Source organism: Kitasatospora sp. NPDC058478, from assembly GCF_042720345.1.
Lineage (GTDB): Bacteria > Actinomycetota > Actinomycetes > Streptomycetales > Streptomycetaceae > Kitasatospora.
In genome coordinates this window covers 23507-38348 of sequence record NZ_JBHXML010000023.1, presented here as the reverse complement: position 1 = coordinate 38348, position 14842 = coordinate 23507, and the positions used below count along the sequence as shown (strand labels likewise).

At 73.5% G+C, this 14842-nt stretch carries 13 protein-coding genes, 2 pseudogenes and 1 riboswitch; of the genes and pseudogenes, 11 read left to right on the top strand and 4 right to left on the bottom strand.

The window, feature by feature from the left end:
• Window positions 1-57: 57 nt before the first annotated feature.
• The gene (locus ACFWPT_RS15040) at window positions 58-1368 is read right to left on the bottom strand and encodes a glycosyltransferase family 4 protein (RefSeq protein ID WP_079135554.1); all 1311 of its coding nucleotides are present in this window, start codon (window positions 1366-1368) and stop codon (window positions 58-60) included.
• 254 nt (window positions 1369-1622) lie between these two features.
• On the opposite strand from ACFWPT_RS15040, the gene ACFWPT_RS15035 reads away from it, so the two are divergent.
• From ACFWPT_RS15035 to ACFWPT_RS15010, 6 genes are all read left to right on the top strand, one after another.
• The gene (locus tag ACFWPT_RS15035; protein WP_063351068.1) at window positions 1623-2252 is read left to right on the top strand and encodes a TetR family transcriptional regulator; all 630 of its coding nucleotides are present in this window, start codon (window positions 1623-1625) and stop codon (window positions 2250-2252) included.
• 103 nt (window positions 2253-2355) lie between these two features.
• Window positions 2356-2431, top strand: a riboswitch (cobalamin riboswitch).
• Between the two features lie 117 nt (window positions 2432-2548).
• A complete protein-coding gene (locus ACFWPT_RS15030) occupies window positions 2549-3796 on the top strand; it encodes a prenyltransferase/squalene oxidase repeat-containing protein (RefSeq protein ID WP_380482109.1) in 1248 nt (415 codons plus the stop codon).
• The gene (locus ACFWPT_RS15025) at window positions 3793-4539 is read left to right on the top strand and encodes an SCO2322 family protein (protein WP_380482107.1); all 747 of its coding nucleotides are present in this window, start codon (window positions 3793-3795) and stop codon (window positions 4537-4539) included. Before ACFWPT_RS15030 ends, ACFWPT_RS15025 begins: the two co-directional genes overlap by 4 nt.
• Before the next feature lie 53 nt (window positions 4540-4592).
• Window positions 4593-5696, top strand: coding sequence for a CbiQ family ECF transporter T component (locus tag ACFWPT_RS15020; RefSeq protein ID WP_380482105.1), 1104 nt, complete (start codon window positions 4593-4595; stop codon window positions 5694-5696).
• On the top strand, window positions 5693-7315 hold the full coding sequence (locus ACFWPT_RS15015; RefSeq protein WP_380482103.1) for an ABC transporter ATP-binding protein: 1623 nt from the start codon (window positions 5693-5695) through the stop codon (window positions 7313-7315). Before ACFWPT_RS15020 ends, ACFWPT_RS15015 begins: the two co-directional genes overlap by 4 nt.
• A complete protein-coding gene (locus ACFWPT_RS15010) occupies window positions 7312-8190 on the top strand; it encodes an ECF transporter S component (protein ID WP_380482101.1) in 879 nt (292 codons plus the stop codon). Before ACFWPT_RS15015 ends, ACFWPT_RS15010 begins: the two co-directional genes overlap by 4 nt.
• 26 nt (window positions 8191-8216) lie before the next feature.
• Here ACFWPT_RS15010 and ACFWPT_RS15005 read toward each other — a convergent pair whose 3' ends face one another.
• Window positions 8217-9071, bottom strand: a complete 855-nt coding sequence (locus ACFWPT_RS15005) for a helix-turn-helix domain-containing protein (protein WP_380482099.1) — start codon at window positions 9069-9071, stop codon at window positions 8217-8219.
• 493 nt (window positions 9072-9564) lie between these two features.
• On the opposite strand from ACFWPT_RS15005, the pseudogene ACFWPT_RS15000 reads away from it, so the two are divergent.
• The 4 genes and pseudogenes from ACFWPT_RS15000 to ACFWPT_RS14985 form a co-directional block, all read left to right on the top strand.
• A pseudogene (locus ACFWPT_RS15000) lies at window positions 9565-9849 on the top strand (transcriptional regulator); the annotation flags it as partial.
• Window positions 9846-10397 carry a flavoprotein gene (locus tag ACFWPT_RS14995; RefSeq protein WP_380482097.1) on the top strand — a complete coding sequence of 184 codons (552 nt, stop codon included), beginning with the start codon at window positions 9846-9848 and terminating at the stop codon, window positions 10395-10397. The pseudogene ACFWPT_RS15000 and the gene ACFWPT_RS14995, both read left to right, overlap by 4 nt.
• A gap of 454 nt (window positions 10398-10851) precedes the next feature.
• Window positions 10852-12027 carry a macrolide family glycosyltransferase gene (locus tag ACFWPT_RS14990; protein ID WP_380482095.1) on the top strand — a complete coding sequence of 392 codons (1176 nt, stop codon included), beginning with the start codon at window positions 10852-10854 and terminating at the stop codon, window positions 12025-12027.
• 103 nt (window positions 12028-12130) lie between these two features.
• A complete protein-coding gene (locus tag ACFWPT_RS14985) occupies window positions 12131-12778 on the top strand; it encodes a M15 family metallopeptidase (protein ID WP_380482093.1) in 648 nt (215 codons plus the stop codon).
• 125 nt (window positions 12779-12903) lie between these two features.
• On the opposite strand, the pseudogene ACFWPT_RS14980 reads toward ACFWPT_RS14985, so the two are convergent.
• Window positions 12904-13098: pseudogene (locus ACFWPT_RS14980) on the bottom strand (antibiotic biosynthesis monooxygenase family protein); the annotation flags it as partial.
• A gap of 510 nt (window positions 13099-13608) precedes the next feature.
• Window positions 13609-13956, bottom strand: a complete 348-nt coding sequence (locus ACFWPT_RS14975) for a hypothetical protein (RefSeq protein WP_380482091.1) — start codon at window positions 13954-13956, stop codon at window positions 13609-13611.
• A 207-nt stretch (window positions 13957-14163) separates the two neighbouring features.
• Between ACFWPT_RS14975 and ACFWPT_RS14970 the strand changes: the two genes are divergently transcribed.
• Complete coding sequence (locus ACFWPT_RS14970; RefSeq protein ID WP_380482089.1) at window positions 14164-14826, top strand: hypothetical protein; 663 nt, start codon at window positions 14164-14166, stop codon at window positions 14824-14826.
• Window positions 14827-14842: the final 16 nt, after the last annotated feature.

Sequence of the window (14842 nt, the reverse complement as noted above, 5' to 3'; positions counted from 1 at the left end):
TCCGCACCGGGCGGCCGGGGCCGCCGGGCGGGCGCCGCGCAGGGCGGCCGGAGCGACTCAGGGCACGTACCGCCAGCCCGGCCCGGAGCGGGCCCGGGCGCCGGCCCCGGTGGCGATCGCCGCCCGGTAGGCGTCGGCGGTCAGCTCGGCGGCCCGCGCCCAGGTGAACCGGGCCAGCACCCGCTCCCGGCCGGCCGCGCCGAGCCGGGCGCGCAGCCGCGGGTCGTCCAGCAGCCGGCCGAGCGCCGCCGCCAGCCGGTCCGGCTCCCCCGGCGGCACGGCCAGGCAGGTCTCCCCGTCCGGCCCGGCCACCTCGGGGATCGCGCCGCCGGTGGTGGCGACCAGCGGGGTGCCGGTGGCCATCGCCTCGGCGGCGGGCAGCGAGAAGCCCTCGTACAGCGACGGCACGCAGGCCACCTCGGCCGAGCGGTAGAGGTCGACCAGCTCCTGGTCGGTCAGGCCGCTGCGGAACTCGATGTGGTCCGCCAGCCCGAAGCGGCGCACCGCCTCCGCCACCGGGCCGTCCTCCTTCTGCGGCTTGCCGACCACCACCAGGTGCGCGGGGCGCTCGGTGCGCACCTTCGCCAGCGCCTCGACCAGGAACACCAGGCCCTTGAGCGGGACGTCCGCGCTGGAGGTGGTGACGATCCGTCCGGGGACGCGGGCGATCTCCTCGGAGGGCGACCAGAGCCGGGTGTCGGCGCCGATCGGCACCACCGAGATCGCGCCCGGCGCGGCGCCCAGGTGCTCGGCGATCTCGCGCTGCGAGGTGCCGGAGACGGTGATCACGTGGTCCAGCCGGGCGGCGACCCGGCGCTGCATCCGGGTGAAGGCGTACCAGCGGCGCAGCGACAGCCGCTTGACCCGGGTGGTGGCCGCGTCAAGCTCCAACTGCCGGTCCACGGTGATCGGGTGATGGATCGTGGTGACCAGCGGGAAGCCGTGCCGGGCCAGGCCGAGCAGGCCGTAGCCGAGCGTCTGGTTGTCGTGCACCACGTCGTAGCGGCCCTTGTGCCGGGCCAGGTACTGGCGGGCGCGCAGCGAGAAGGTCAGCGGCTCGGGGAAGCCGCCGGTGCGCATGGTGGCGAACTCCAGCACGTCCACCGGACTGCGGAACTCGCCGCGGGCGGGCGTGCGGAACGGGTCCTCGGCGCGGTAGAGGTCCAGGCTTGGCAGCTCGACCAGGCGCACCGAACCGGGGCCGTCGACCTCGTCCAGCACCGGGTACGGCTGGGCACCGATCACGTCCACGTGGTGGCCGAGCCTGGCCAGCTCACGGGAGAGGTGGCGCACGTACACGCCCTGACCGCCGCAGAAGGGGTCCCCGCGGTACGACAGCAGGGCAATCCGCAGCGGCTGCGCGGTCATCCTCGGGCCCTCATCTCTAGCTGCTATTCCTGTGCTGCTGCTGTCTCTGCGTTGGCGACGGCGCTGCCGCCGGTCGCTAAAGTAGATCAGGTTTCAGTGGCTGTGGAACTCGTCATCGACCATGTGAACAATGAGAGACCTCGAAGATACCGGCCCGTAGCTTTCCCTCAGGAGCCAGGGCTGGTGATTCCCGCCACGCCGACCCTGCCGACCTTGTGGAGCACGCCGCCACCCCCGCGCCCCGGGAGCACTCCTTGCCGCCGCCGACCACCTCCACGAGCCCCACCACCCCGCCCCCCGCGCAGCCGGGCGAGCCGCCGCTGACCGCCCGCCAGGCCGAACGCCGGCGCCGGATCCTGCGGGCCGCCACCGCCCTGGCCGCCCGCGGCGGGTACGAGGCGGTGCAGATGCGGGAGGTCGCGGAGACCGCGCAGGTCGCCCTCGGCACGCTCTACCGGTACTTCCCGTCCAAGGTGCACCTGCTGGTCGCGGTCATGCTGGAGCAGTTGCAGGGCCTCCAGGAGCACATCCGGCGCCACCCGCCGACCGACCCCGAACCGGCCCCGCGGGTCGCCGACACGCTCACCCGCGCCTTCCACGCACTCCAGCGCGAACCGCTGCTCGCCGAGGCGATGGTCCGGGCGCTGTCCTTCGCGGACCGCTCCGTCGGCGCCGAGGTGGACCAGGTCAGCACCGCCACCGGCCAGCTCATCCTGGACGCCATCGGCCAGTCCGGGCCACCCAGTGAGAGCCAGCGCGCGGCCGTCCGGGTGATCGAGCACACCTGGCACTCCGCCCTGGTCGCCTGGCTCTCCGGCCGCGCCTCGATCGCCGAGGTCCGGGCCGACCTGCACACCGCGGCCCGGCTGCTCACCCTGCCCTGACCCCGCCCTGACTGGAACCTGTTCCTGCCCGGACAGGAGGGGCCGACCGCCCCCGGCGGTTAAAGTCGACGGACAGCACAACTTCATCCCGTCCCTCCCCCGGGGGAAGCCGGTGCGAATCCGGCGCTGACCCCGCAACCGTGAGCCCGGCCCCCGCGACGGCCCGGGCGAGTCGGACCGCCCGTGGAGGGGCGAGCGGCCAGCCCGGGCCCGCCACGCGCACCGCCCGGCACCGTCGAGGACTACGGAACGGCCCCGCCGGGCCACCACCGCTCACCGAAAGGCACACCTCCACCATGCTCACCGCCGCCCGCCTGGGCGCCGCCGCCCTGTCCGCCGCACTCCTCGCCGGCGCCACCGCCGGACCGGCCCTCGCCGACAGCCCCGCGCCCACCCCCGCCGCCGTCCCCGACGGCCTCTACGGCAAGGGCGACCCGACGTACGACGGCGTCTGGCGGCAGTCCCTCGCGCTCACCGCGCTCGCGGCGGCCAAGACCACCCCGGCCGACTCCGCCGTCGGCTGGCTCACCGGACAGCAGTGCGAGGACGGCGGCTGGCCCTCCTTCCGGGCCGCCGGCGCCGCCTGCGACCCCAAGACCGAGGACAGCAACGCCACCGCCGTCGCCGTCCAGGCCCTCGTCGCCCTCGGCGGGCACCAGGAAGCCGTCGACAAGGGCGTCCAGTGGCTCAAGGCCACCCAGAACGCCGACGGCAGCTGGCCCTACAACCCCGGCAGCCCCGGCGACGCCAACTCCACCGGCCTCGCCGTGAACGCCCTCTTCGCCGCCAGGACCGACCCGGCCGGCGTCGCCAGGACGGGCAAGAGCGCCTTCGACGGGCTCGCCCTCTTCCAGCTCGGCTGCGCCGCCCCCGCCGACCAGCGCGGCGCCTTCGCCTACCAGCCCGACCCGTCCTCCGGTGCGCTCGCCCCCAACGCCCTCGCCAGCGCCCAGGCCTCGCTCGCCGCCGCCGGCGGCCACCTCCCGGTCGCCACCACCGCCCGCACCGACGCCGCCCCCAAGGCCCTCGGCTGCGACTCCGCCGCCACCTCCGCCACGGCTGCTCCGGTCGCGCACGCCGACTCCGGCGAGGCCGCCGGGGCGTACCTCACCGCCCAGCTCGCCGCGGGCGGCAACCACCTCACCCTCACCACCCCCGGCGCCGCCCCCACCCCCGACTACAACGCCACCGCCTGGGCCGCCCTCGGCCTCATCCAGAGCGGCCACCCCCAGCAGGCCGCCGGCGCCGTCGACTGGCTCGCCAAGGAAGGCGCCGGCTGGACCAAGGGCGGCACCGACGCCGCCGCCACCGCCAGCCTCCTGCTCGTCACCCAGGCCGCCCAGCGCGACACCGCCCCGCTGACCGCCCAGCTCACCGCCCTCGGCCCGGCACCCAAGGCCACCGCCAGCCCCGCCCCGACGACGGCGGCGTCCAAGAAGGACGACGGCATCGGCCAGTACTGGCCGATCATCGTCGGCCTCCTCATCGGCCTCGGCGGCGGTCTCCTCCTCAGCCTCCAGCGCAAGCGCGGCCAGAGGCTGTGACACCCCGCCCGGTCCGCCTGGGCCGCCGCTGTGGCCGCCGCGTCCTCGTCCCGCTGCTCGGTGCGGTGCTCCTGCTGGTCGCGGGGGCCCCGGCGGAGGCGGCGACGGGGTACCGGTACTGGTCGTTCTGGCGCGGGGCCGACGCCGGGTGGCTGTACCAGCAGCAGGGGCCGGCCGTCGCCGTGCCGCCGGACGGGGCCGTCGACGGGTGGCGGTTCGCGGTGAGTCCGGACGGCGGGCAGCAGGCCGCGCAGCCCCGGGCGGCGGGCGACTTCGCCGCCCTCTGTGCGGACACGCCCGCGCAGGCGGGCCGCAAGCGGGTCGCCGTCGTGCTGGACTTCGGCACCGCCGCCGACTCCGGCTCGGGCTCGGGCTCGGGTTCCGGTTCGGGCTCGGGTTCGGGCTCCGGCTCCGGTTCCGGTTCCGGTTCCGGTTCCACCGAGGCTCCGCCCGAGCAGCGGAGCGCGTGCGCCAGCGTCGTCTCGAACGCCACCTCGGCCGAGGTGCTGGCCGCCGTCGCCCCGCCGCTGCGCTACGACGCCAACGGCCTGCTCTGCGCCATCGCGGGCTTCCCGAAGGCCGGGTGCGCCGACCAGCTCGGGTCGGCTGCCAAGCCGGCCGGCCCGTCCGGCGGCGGCGGCTCGGACTCCGGCCCGGACGTCGGCCTGATCGCCGGTGGCGCGCTGATCGCCGTGCTGGCCGGCGGTGCCGTCTGGCAGGCGCGCCGCCGCCGCACCTCCTGACGCCGCCTTCCCCCTTCCCGTACCTCTCCGGACCCCTCCACCTGGACTGACCCATGAGCACCGCCCGCACCACCCGCCCGCCCACCGGACCCCGGCAACTGCACCCTGGGGCCTGGTGGTTGTGGGCGCTCGGGCTGGGCGCGGCGGCGACCCGCACCACCAATCCGGTGATCCTGCTGCTGCTCGCCGCCGTCGCCGGGTACGTGGTCGCGGCCCGGCGCGGCGACGCGCCCTGGTCGCGTTCGTACGGCGCGTTCCTGCGGCTGGGCCTGCTGGTGCTGGGCATCCGGCTGGTGTTCGCGGTGCTGCTCGGCTCGCCGGTCCCGGGCACGCACGTGCTGTTCACGCTGCCCGAAGTGCCGCTCCCCGCCTGGGCGCAGGGAGTGCGGATCGGCGGCCGGGTGACCGTGGAGGGCCTGCTCGCGGCGCTGTACGACGGGCTGCGCCTGGCCACCCTGCTGGTCTGCGTGGGCGCCGCGAACGCACTGGCCAGCCCGGCCCGCCTGCTGCGCGCCCTGCCCGGCGCGCTGTACGAGGCGGGCGTGGCGGTGGTGGTGGCGATGACCTTCGCGCCGAACCTGGTCGCGGACGTCCGCCGACTGCGGGCGGCCCGCCGCCTGCGCGGCCGCACCGACCGGGGGATCGCCGCCGTGCTGAGCGTCGGACTGCCCGTCCTGGAGGGCGCGTTGGAGCGTTCGGTGGCGCTGGCCGCGGCGATGGACACCCGCGGCTTCGGCCGCACCGCGGACGTCCCGCGCCGGCTCGCCCGCGCGACGGCCGCGCTCACCCTGGCCGGCCTGCTCGGAATCTGCCTGGCCGCGTACGGGCTGTTGACCGCCGGCGGCGCGGGCTGGGCGCCACCGGTGCTGCTGCTGGGCCTGGCCGCCGCCTTCGCCGGGCTACTGCTCGGAAGCCGACGATCCGTCAGAACCCGCTACCGGCCAGACCCTTGGGCGCTGCCCGAGTGGCTGACCGCCGGTTCGGGAGCCGCCGTCGCCGGGTTGACCATCTACCTGTCCACGCGCGACCCGGCCGCCTTCGCGCCCACCGTCGTCCCGCCGACCGTCCCCGCGCTGCCGCTGACCGCCGTACTGGCCGTACTGCTCGGCCTGGTGCCGGCGTTCGCCGCCCCGACCCCGCCCCGGAGGGCTTCGTGATCACCTTCGAGCAGGTCTCCGTCCGGTACGCGGACGCCGCCGCCCCCGCCGTCGCGGACGTCGACCTGACCGTCCCCGAAGGCGAACTCTGCCTGCTGGTGGGCCCGTCGGGCTCCGGCAAGTCCACCCTGCTGGGCGCGGTGAGCGGGCTCGTCCCGCACTTCACCGGCGGCACCCTGCACGGCCGGGTCACGGTCGGCGGCCGGGACACCCGCGAACACCGGCCGCGCGAACTCGCCGACCTGGTCGGCACGGTGGGCCAGGACCCGCTGGCGCACTTCGTCACCGACACCGTCGAGGACGAACTCGCCTACGGCATGGAGTCCCTGGGCCTGCCCGCCGACGTGATGCGGCGCCGGGTCGAGGAGACCCTCGACCTGCTCGGCCTCGCCGACCTGCGCGACCGCGCCCTCACCTCCCTCTCCGGCGGCCAGCAGCAGCGCGTCGCGATCGGCTCGGTGCTCACCGTGCACCCGCGCGTCCTGGTCCTCGACGAGCCCACCTCGGCCCTGGACCCGGGCGCCGCCGAGGAGGTGCTGGCCGTCCTCCAGCGGCTCGTGCACGACCTCGGCACCACCGTGCTGATGGCCGAGCACCGGCTGGAGCGCGTCGTCCAGTACGCCGACCAGGTGCTGCTGCTCACCCCGGGCGCCCCGCCCGTCCTCGGCGAGCCCGCCGAGGTGATGGCGCACTCGCCGGTGCACCCGCCGGTGGTCGGCCTCGGACGGCTCGCCGGCTGGCGGCCGCTGCCGCTGTCCGTCCGCGACGCCCGCCGCAAGGCCGCCGGGCTGCGCTCCCGACTGGACGGCCTGCACCCGAGCGCGGCCCCTGCGGCTCCGACCGCCGCCCCTGCTTCGACCGCCGCCCCGACCGCCGCCGCCGAGCGCCTCGCCGTCCGGCGCGGCCCCGTCCAGGCCCTGCGCGGCGTCGACCTGGCGCTGCACCCCGGCGAGATCACCGCGCTGATGGGCCGCAACGGCGCCGGCAAGTCCACCCTGCTGGGCAGCCTGGTCGGCCTGCACACCCCCGCCTCCGGCCGGGTGACGGTCGGCGGCCGCACCCCGCACCGCACCCGCCCGGCCGAACTGATCCGCCAGGTCGGCCTCGTCCCGCAGGACCCGCGCGACCTCCTCTACGGCGAGAGCGTCACCGCCGAATGCGCCGCCGCCGACACCGACGCGGGCGCCACCCCCGGCACCTGCCGCGCCCTGGTCGAACGGCTGCTGCCCGGCATCGCCGACACCACCCACCCGCGCGACCTCTCCGAAGGCCAGCGGCTCACCCTCGCGCTCGCCGTCGTGCTCACCGCCCGGCCCCCGCTGCTGCTGCTCGACGAGCCGACCCGCGGCCTCGACTACGCCGCCAAGGCCCGGCTGGTGGAGATCCTGCGCGACCTCGCGGCGCAAGGCCACGCCGTCCTGCTGGCCACCCACGACGTCGAACTCGCCGCCGAACTCGCCCACCGCACGGTGATCCTGGCCGAGGGCGAGATCGTCGCCGACGGCCCGACGGCCGACGTCGTCGTCTCCTCCCCCGCGTTCGCCCCGCAGGTCGCCAAGGTGCTGGCACCCGGCCCGTGGCTCACCGTCCGCCAGGTCGCGGAGGCGCTGAGCGCATGAGCCGCCCTGTTCCTTCCGGTGTTCCTGCTGGTCGCCCCGTCCCGCTCGGCCGCCGATCCGTAGCGGCCCTGCTCCTGACCTCCCTCGTCGGCGTGACGGCCTTCGGCTGGCCGCTGCTCGCCTCCACCAAGTCCGCCCTGGTCGGCCACGCCACCGACGCCCCCTGGCTGTTCGCCCTGCTGCTGCCGCTGCTCCTCGCCGTCGTCATCGCCCAGATCTCCGAGGGCCGCACGGCGGGCGGCGGCGCGCCCGGCCTGGACGCCAAGTCCGTGGCCCTGCTCGGGGTGCTCGCGGCGGCGGGCGCGGCACTGCGGCCGCTCGGCGCGGGCACGGCGGGGCTGGAACCCATGTTCTTCCTCATGGTGCTGTCCGGCCGGGTGCTCGGGCCGGGCTTCGGCTTCGTCCTCGGTTCACTGTCGATGTTCGCGTCCGCGCTGCTCACCGGCGGCGTCGGGCCCTGGCTGCCGTTCCAGATGCTCGCCATGGGCTGGGTCTGCCTCGGCGCCGGCCTGCTCCCGGGCTCCGCCCGCCTGCGCGGCCGGCGCGAACTCTGGCTGCTCGCGGGCTACGGCGCGCTGGCCTCCGTCCTCTACGGCACGATCATGAACCTCCAGGGCTGGCCGTACATCGCCGGGCTCTCCGGCTCCATCTCCTTCGTCCCCGGCGACCCGCTGCCCGCCAACCTGGTCCGCTTCGCCGCCTACTGCCTCACCACGTCGCTGGGCTGGGACCTCCCCCGCGCCGCCCTCACCGTCGTCCTCTGCCTCACCCTCGGCACCGCCGTCCTGCGCGCCCTGCGCCGCGCCACCCGCCGGGCCGCCTTCGACGCACCGGTGGCGTTCCGGCCGCCGGACTTCCGGCCGCCGGGCGGGTGAACTCCACCTCCCCGCCCCGGGGTCGACTACATCAAGGTCCGCGACACCCTCTGAGCCCGGCACTCCCCGCACACCTGCCCGACCCCGGCGACGGGCCGCCCGCACAAGCCGTCCCGCCCGGGACACTCGTGCCGTCGCGGCCCCGGCCCGCCGCCGCCGTTCGGAGTCAACGGAACGGGCGGCACCTTCGCCAACCTCCCCGCCAGCACCGCCCCCACGCTGTGCGTGACCCTCTCCGGCAAGGGCGCGGCCAGAATCCCCGCCAGCGCCTCCCCGCTCCACCCGCCCGCGAGCAACCCCTCCACCCGCGCGGCCTGATCGCACAGCGGCTTGCCCGCCAGCGCCATCTTGGGGTCCCTACGCCCGAGTTCGAGCAGCAGCGCCATGCCCGCCGTCAACTTCTCGGACGGAGGGACGGAAGGAACTTCCGCTTCCTTCACCCTCACCTTTCCGGAAGGGCTTACCGCCTTCCCGGCGCACGCCACCCCAGCTCCGGGCCCACCGGCGGCCGGGGACGCGGGAAGCGGCGGCAGGGCGTGAACCGCCTTGCCCGTCACCGGCACTTCGTGCACCGAGACGATCGTCCGCACCTGCCCCGTCACCGGATCCCGCTGCGTCCGCCGCACGTAGTGCCCGGCCGCCTCCAGCTCACGGAGCGCCCGCGCCACCGTCGCCCGGCCCTCGACGCTCTTCGCCGCCAGCGTCCGGATGTCCTCCCGCGCACCGTCCGGCAGGCTGAGCAGGTAGCTGAGCAGCCCACGCGCCGCCCAACTCAGTGAGTGCTTCCGGACGACGTGGCCGTTGTCGAGGATCGTGTACCCGGGCGAGTGCTTCGGGATACGATGAATGTGCATTCGGGAGTCCCTAACTCCTAGTGCCATTCCCCGGGGTGTTCCTGCACCGCCGGGGCTCACTTTTGCCGCGCATAGGCCGTCCCTCCGAACGCCCGCGCTGACACAATGATCACCGTAATGCGCTAACCAAGCGTCAAACTCCCCACCACATCACCCAAACGGGCGGCGCAAACGCGCACCCCCCAGCGCACGCCAGCCTCACAAGCCCGGGGCGCACTTCCCAACCCCTGCTGTCAGCCGATCACACAGCCCGGGCCATCCAGCCACACCCGGTGCTCACCCGCGACGGTGTCGGCGCATTGCCCACAGTCGCCGACCGGGCCCGAAGCGGTGCCGCGATCCGCCTCCATCAGTTCCACCGGGACGCCCAATTCGCCCCACGCACACGGGCTTCCAGGTGCTCACGCCGCGCCGCCGGGTCCCAGCGGATGCCGTACCCGCGTGTCGCGGCCGGATCCAACTCCCGCACCGCCTGCCGCGACAGCCTGGCCGCCCTCGACTCAGCAATCGTCTCCGGCATGATGCCGGAGCGGCACTGCATGCTGCCCGGCCCCTGCTGCACCGACCCATCCCCGTTCCCGAGCGACGGGCCGCGCTCTGGGTGGATTCCGCGCGGGCGTACAGCCAACAAGGCAGACTGGCCGAGGGATACAAAGCGCTCAGAATCGCGGAGAGCTGTGCGCCGGAAGACATCCGTCGGCGCCCCAGCCTGCTGGGGTTGGTTGGCGACATGGCCGCCCGCGACCGTCACGGCGCTGTCCCGGAACTTCGCCGCTTCTGCCAGGAATTGGGAGTCCAGGGTTGACCGACCAACGCGAGCCGTTCCTCTACGTCGTCGTCTGCGCCTCGGGCATCGCGGACGACGTCGGCACCTTGATCAGCGCCGCCCACACCGAAGGCTGGAAGGTCGGCGTCATCGCCACCCCCCATGGGCTCGGGTTCATCGACGCGGAAGCCGTCGAACGCCAGACCGGCTACCCGATCCGCTCGGCTTGGCGCACCCCCGCAATCCCCCAGCCGCTTCCCCCGGCGGACGCCATCGCCGTGGCGCCCGCCACGTTCAACACCGTCAACAAATGGGCCGCCGGGATATCCGACACCCTCGCGCTCGGCATTCTCTGCGAGGCGTTCGGGCTCGGCATCCCCACTGCCGTTCAGCCCTACGTCAACTCGGCCCAAGCAGCCCATCCTGCGTACAGCGAGAGCCTGGAACGACTCCGCTCGATGGGCGTCCTGATCGGCGACTACATCCCCCACAAGCCGAAGGCCGGCGGAGGCCGCGACAAATACAACTGGACCCACGTCCTCGACCTGCTTCGCCCCGCACTGACCTCGATCACAGACCAGAACTGACAACGCGCCAAGCTCGCCGTCCGCCACGAAGTGACCGTACCGGTCGCAGCCATCGACGAGCGGCCATGACCACCTCGGTCATCGTTCGACGCCCGGCTCGTACAAAGGCAGGAAGTGGATGACCGGTTCCTCATACGGATGAGCCGCGCGCACTGCTCGCAGCACCGCCTCGGCCTGCTCGGCCTTCGGGGTCAGGACGAGCGAGCCCTTCCCGTTCGTCCACACGGCTCGCACGTCGAGGCTCCGCAGGCGCCGGCTCTCCGCCGGCCTCACCCCGACCGACCCGTTTCGCGGCCCTCCATGTGATCCTCCGCACCGGCCGATCTTCGGCCGAACCCCACCCCCCGTCACCGCAACGATTGCCAACGTTACGTACTGTTCTGAAAGGCGAGTTGACGATGAGTCAGCCCGTCGATCGCAGGACGCCTAGCGACATACGAGGAGAGGGCCCGACATGTCCCGACCAGCACACATCGCCATGGTGAACATCCCGGCGCACGGCCACGTCAACCCCAGCCTGGAGGTGATGCGGGAGCTCGTCGCCCGCGGCCATCGGGTCAGCTATGTCAACGACCCGTCGTTCGCCGAGCAGATCGAGTCCACCGGCGCCCGACTCGTACCCCACGACACGACCCTGTCGATCGTCAAGGGTGGGGTCGACCCCAACATCGGGGCCGGGGTGCACACCATGATCTTCGAGGAGGCGCAGGCGATGCTGCCGCGCCTGCGCGAGGCCTTCCACGACGACCGGCCCGACCTCGTCCTGTACGACTTCATGGCGTACGCGGGCCGGGCGCTGGCCGACGGCTGGGGCGTGCCGTCCATGCTGATCTCGCCGTCCATGATCATCCGGGAGGACTCCCACCTGGCGCGCTTCGAGATGGCGCGGGAGGCCTTGGAGGCGGACAAGATCCCGGAGCGGTTCGCGCAGTGGCTCGCCGACAACGGCGTGCCGGCGGGCGAACCGTTCGGGTACATGCTGCGCCCGGATCGCGGGCTGGCGCTCATCCCGCAGGTGCTCCAGCCCGAGATCGAGCTGGTCGATCCCCAGATCTTCTCCTTCGCCGGGCCCTGCCTCGGCGCCCGCGAGCACCAGGGCGGCTGGACCCGTCCGGAGGGCGCGCAGAAGGTGCTGCTGGTCTCGCTCGGCTCCACCTTCACCCACCAGCCCGACTTCTACCGCGCGTGCCTGGAGGCCTTCGGCGACCTGCCCGGCTGGCACGTCGTGCTCCAGGTCGGCCAGGCAACCGACCCGGCCGAACTGGGTACGATCCCGGCCAACATCGAAGTGCACCAGTGGGTGCCGCAGTTCGCCGTACTCCAGCAGGCCGACGCATTCGTGACCCACGCCGGAATGGGCGGGTGCAGCGAGGGCCTGTACTGCGGGCTGCCGATGGTCGCGGTGCCGCAGGCCGCCGACCAGTTCGACAACGCGGACCGGCTGGTCGAACTCGGCGTCGCCCGCCGGCTGGACACCCCCCATGCCACCCCGGAGGCGCTGCGCTCCGCCGTACTGGAGCTGACCGCCGACCCTGCGGTGACCGCCCGGCTGGCCGAGCTCAGCCGCGAGGTCCGCGCCGGCGGCAGCGCAGCCAGGGCCGCCGACCTGGTCGAGGCCGCCCTCATCTGAACCACCCGTCCGTCCGCCACCGCCCCAACACCCGGGGCGGTGGCGGACACCCCACCGGCCGTCGCGGCGCGCACCGTCGTTCCCTCCTCCCCAGGAGACCCTGTTGACCGAGATCATCCTCATGTCCGACCCGCAGGTGGCCGCCGTCCCCATCCAGGACTGCGGCGACCGCCTCCTGGACGTACGCGAGCACGAACTCCTGCTGGACAGCCGCAAGCGCGACGACACCGGGGCGTTCGCCCACCTGCGGTCCGGCGTGCTCGACCGGCTCCTCGACGCCCAATCGCACCTCCCGGACGGCCTGCGGCTGCTCTTCGTCGAGGGCTACCGCCCGCCGGCCCTCCAGAGCCGCTACTTCGACGAGTACGCCGCCGAGTTGCGCGCCGCACACCCCGGCTGGCCGGCCGCACAGCTCCGCTCGGCCGCGAGCCGCTACGTCTCCCCGCCCGAGATCGCACCGCACAGCGCCGGCGCCGCCGTCGACCTCACCCTGGCCGACGCCGACGGCCACGAACTCGACCTCGGCACCCGGGTCAACGCCAACCCGGAAGAAAGCGCCGGCGCCTGCTACACCGACGCCGCCAACCTCTCCCCCGAAGCCCGCACCAACCGGCAACTCCTCAGCCACACCCTCACCCGCGCCGGCCTCGTCAACTACCCCACCGAGTGGTGGCACTGGTCCTACGGCGACCGCTACTGGGCCCTCACAACCGGCGCACCCGCCGCCCTCTACGGCCCCGAACGCCTCTAACCCCCACGCGGCTGCCCTCCCACGCCCACCCGCAAGCTCCGCCCGCCCCTCCGACGACAGGACGGGCCACCCAGTGCGCCCCGGGGCTCGGAAGCCCCGGGGCACGTCGGTCACTCGGTGAGGCGTCAGGCCTTGGGGCCTGCGGACTGGACGACCTCGAAGGACCAGAGGGTGGAGCCGGAGGCGGCGGGGCGCTTGGGGGCCTCGCCCTCCGGGGCGGCGGGGCGATGGGCGGCCTGCATGGGGCCCTCCATCCACGCCTTGAAGTCCTCCTCGCTGCGCCAGCGGGTGTAGACGAGGTACTGGTCGGTGCCCTCCAAGCCCTGCGCGCAAAAGTCTCAGCCACAGGGGAGCGACTTCGACTTCGATGAGCTATAACTTCTGTCCCCGGGCTCGGCACGAGGAGGCTTTTTGCAGCTCAGCTCCGTAACACAGGTCATATCTGCTGTCTCGCCAGTAGTAATCGCCCTGGCCACTGGCTACTTTGCCGCCCGGTCGAACCGGCAACGCAGGTCCGATGTGGTTCTTGCCCGGCTGACAGCTGAACTTGCCGCAGCCGAGCGCATGCCGAGCGAGGCAGCGGCCAAAGCTGTGCTCGATCAGCAGATCCATGCAACTGCTCTGAGGTATAGGGAAGTTTGCGCGAGAGAGGATCTACTCAAGCGCGATCCGGCAGCGATTTCCCTCGGAGTGATCTTCTCCGTCGGTGGCATCTGGCTCGGTACATGGGCAGCACTCAGCTCGTCCCTCTGGTGGTGGATTGCCGCCATTCCGTTGCTCGTCTTCGGAGTGATTGGGACTATCTACGAGATGGCCGGTGGGAAGGACCGTCAACCGCCTGCCACTACTTCGCCAGCCGGGTAGAGACGGACCAGGCACAGGATCAGGCCGACGAGCGTTGGTGTCCGCACCTCTCCGAACGTGGCCAGCAAGTGCCCGATCTTCTGCACGGCGGACGGGCCGAACAACTCGGTGAAGTAGTCCTGCTGATCCGTGCTGAGCGGGAGGGCGCGAAGCGATCCCAGGAGCGCGGCCAACGCGTCCGGAAGGCGGGAGAAGCGTGCGGGTTCCGTCACGCCACGGACCTCCACCACCACCGGAAACGGGCACGACGCCGCTCCCGCTTCCCCGCCGACGGAAGCCGAGTCCGTCCCGTCGTGATCCCGAAACGCCGTCATCGCGCCGACACCTCCCCCGCACGACGCGGGTGCCACATGTGGACGCCCACCGCCTGTCCGTTGACCACGATGTTCCGCGTCACGGCCTTCCGCAGGCCCGCACCGCAGTAGAAGCATCGCGTCGCCGCCGATCCGAACTCCCGACCGTTCCCCATCTGGCACCGTTTCCCCGGGCCGACCAAGGCCAAGTACTGGTCGGACCGCGCCATGGAGTGGGCGCAGGAGTCCGGCGACGACGTCATGGCCGCCTACCTCCTGTTCAGGAAGAGCAACCAGGCGACGGCCCGCCGCAACGCGCAGCAGGCCGTCGGGCTGGCACGCGCCGCCCAGCGTTCACCCGGGGCGACCCCGCGCATCCGAGCCCTGGCCGCGCAGCAGGAGGCCCAGGGGCACGCGCTCATGGGCAACCAGCGCTTCGCCCAGGCCAAGTTCGACGAGGCCCACGAGCTGGCCGCGTCACCGGACGATGAGCACCGCGACGATGCCCTCGACATGGCCTACTGCACGCCGACATACATCGAGATGCAGCGCGCGAACTGTCTGCTCGAACTGGGCGACCCGCTCACGGCGGTGGCCATGTTCGAGGCCGAGCTCCGGGCGCTCCCTCCGGTGTACCGCAACGACCAAGGCGTGTACCTCTCCCGGCTGGCCCGCGCCTACGCGGTGTCCGGCGAGCCGGAGCAGGCTGCTGCGGCGGCGGACCGCGCGCTGTCGATCGCCATCGACACCGAGTCCGCGCGAGCGACGGCGGAGCTGTCCGCCGCAGACAAGGCCCTCCGGCGTTGGAGTTCCGTGGCCGAAGTCGCCACCTTCACCGGCCGATTGAAGCTGATGAGCGGCACGGCGCCCTCTCGACCTGCGACAGGCTGATGAGAGAGGGTGGGGC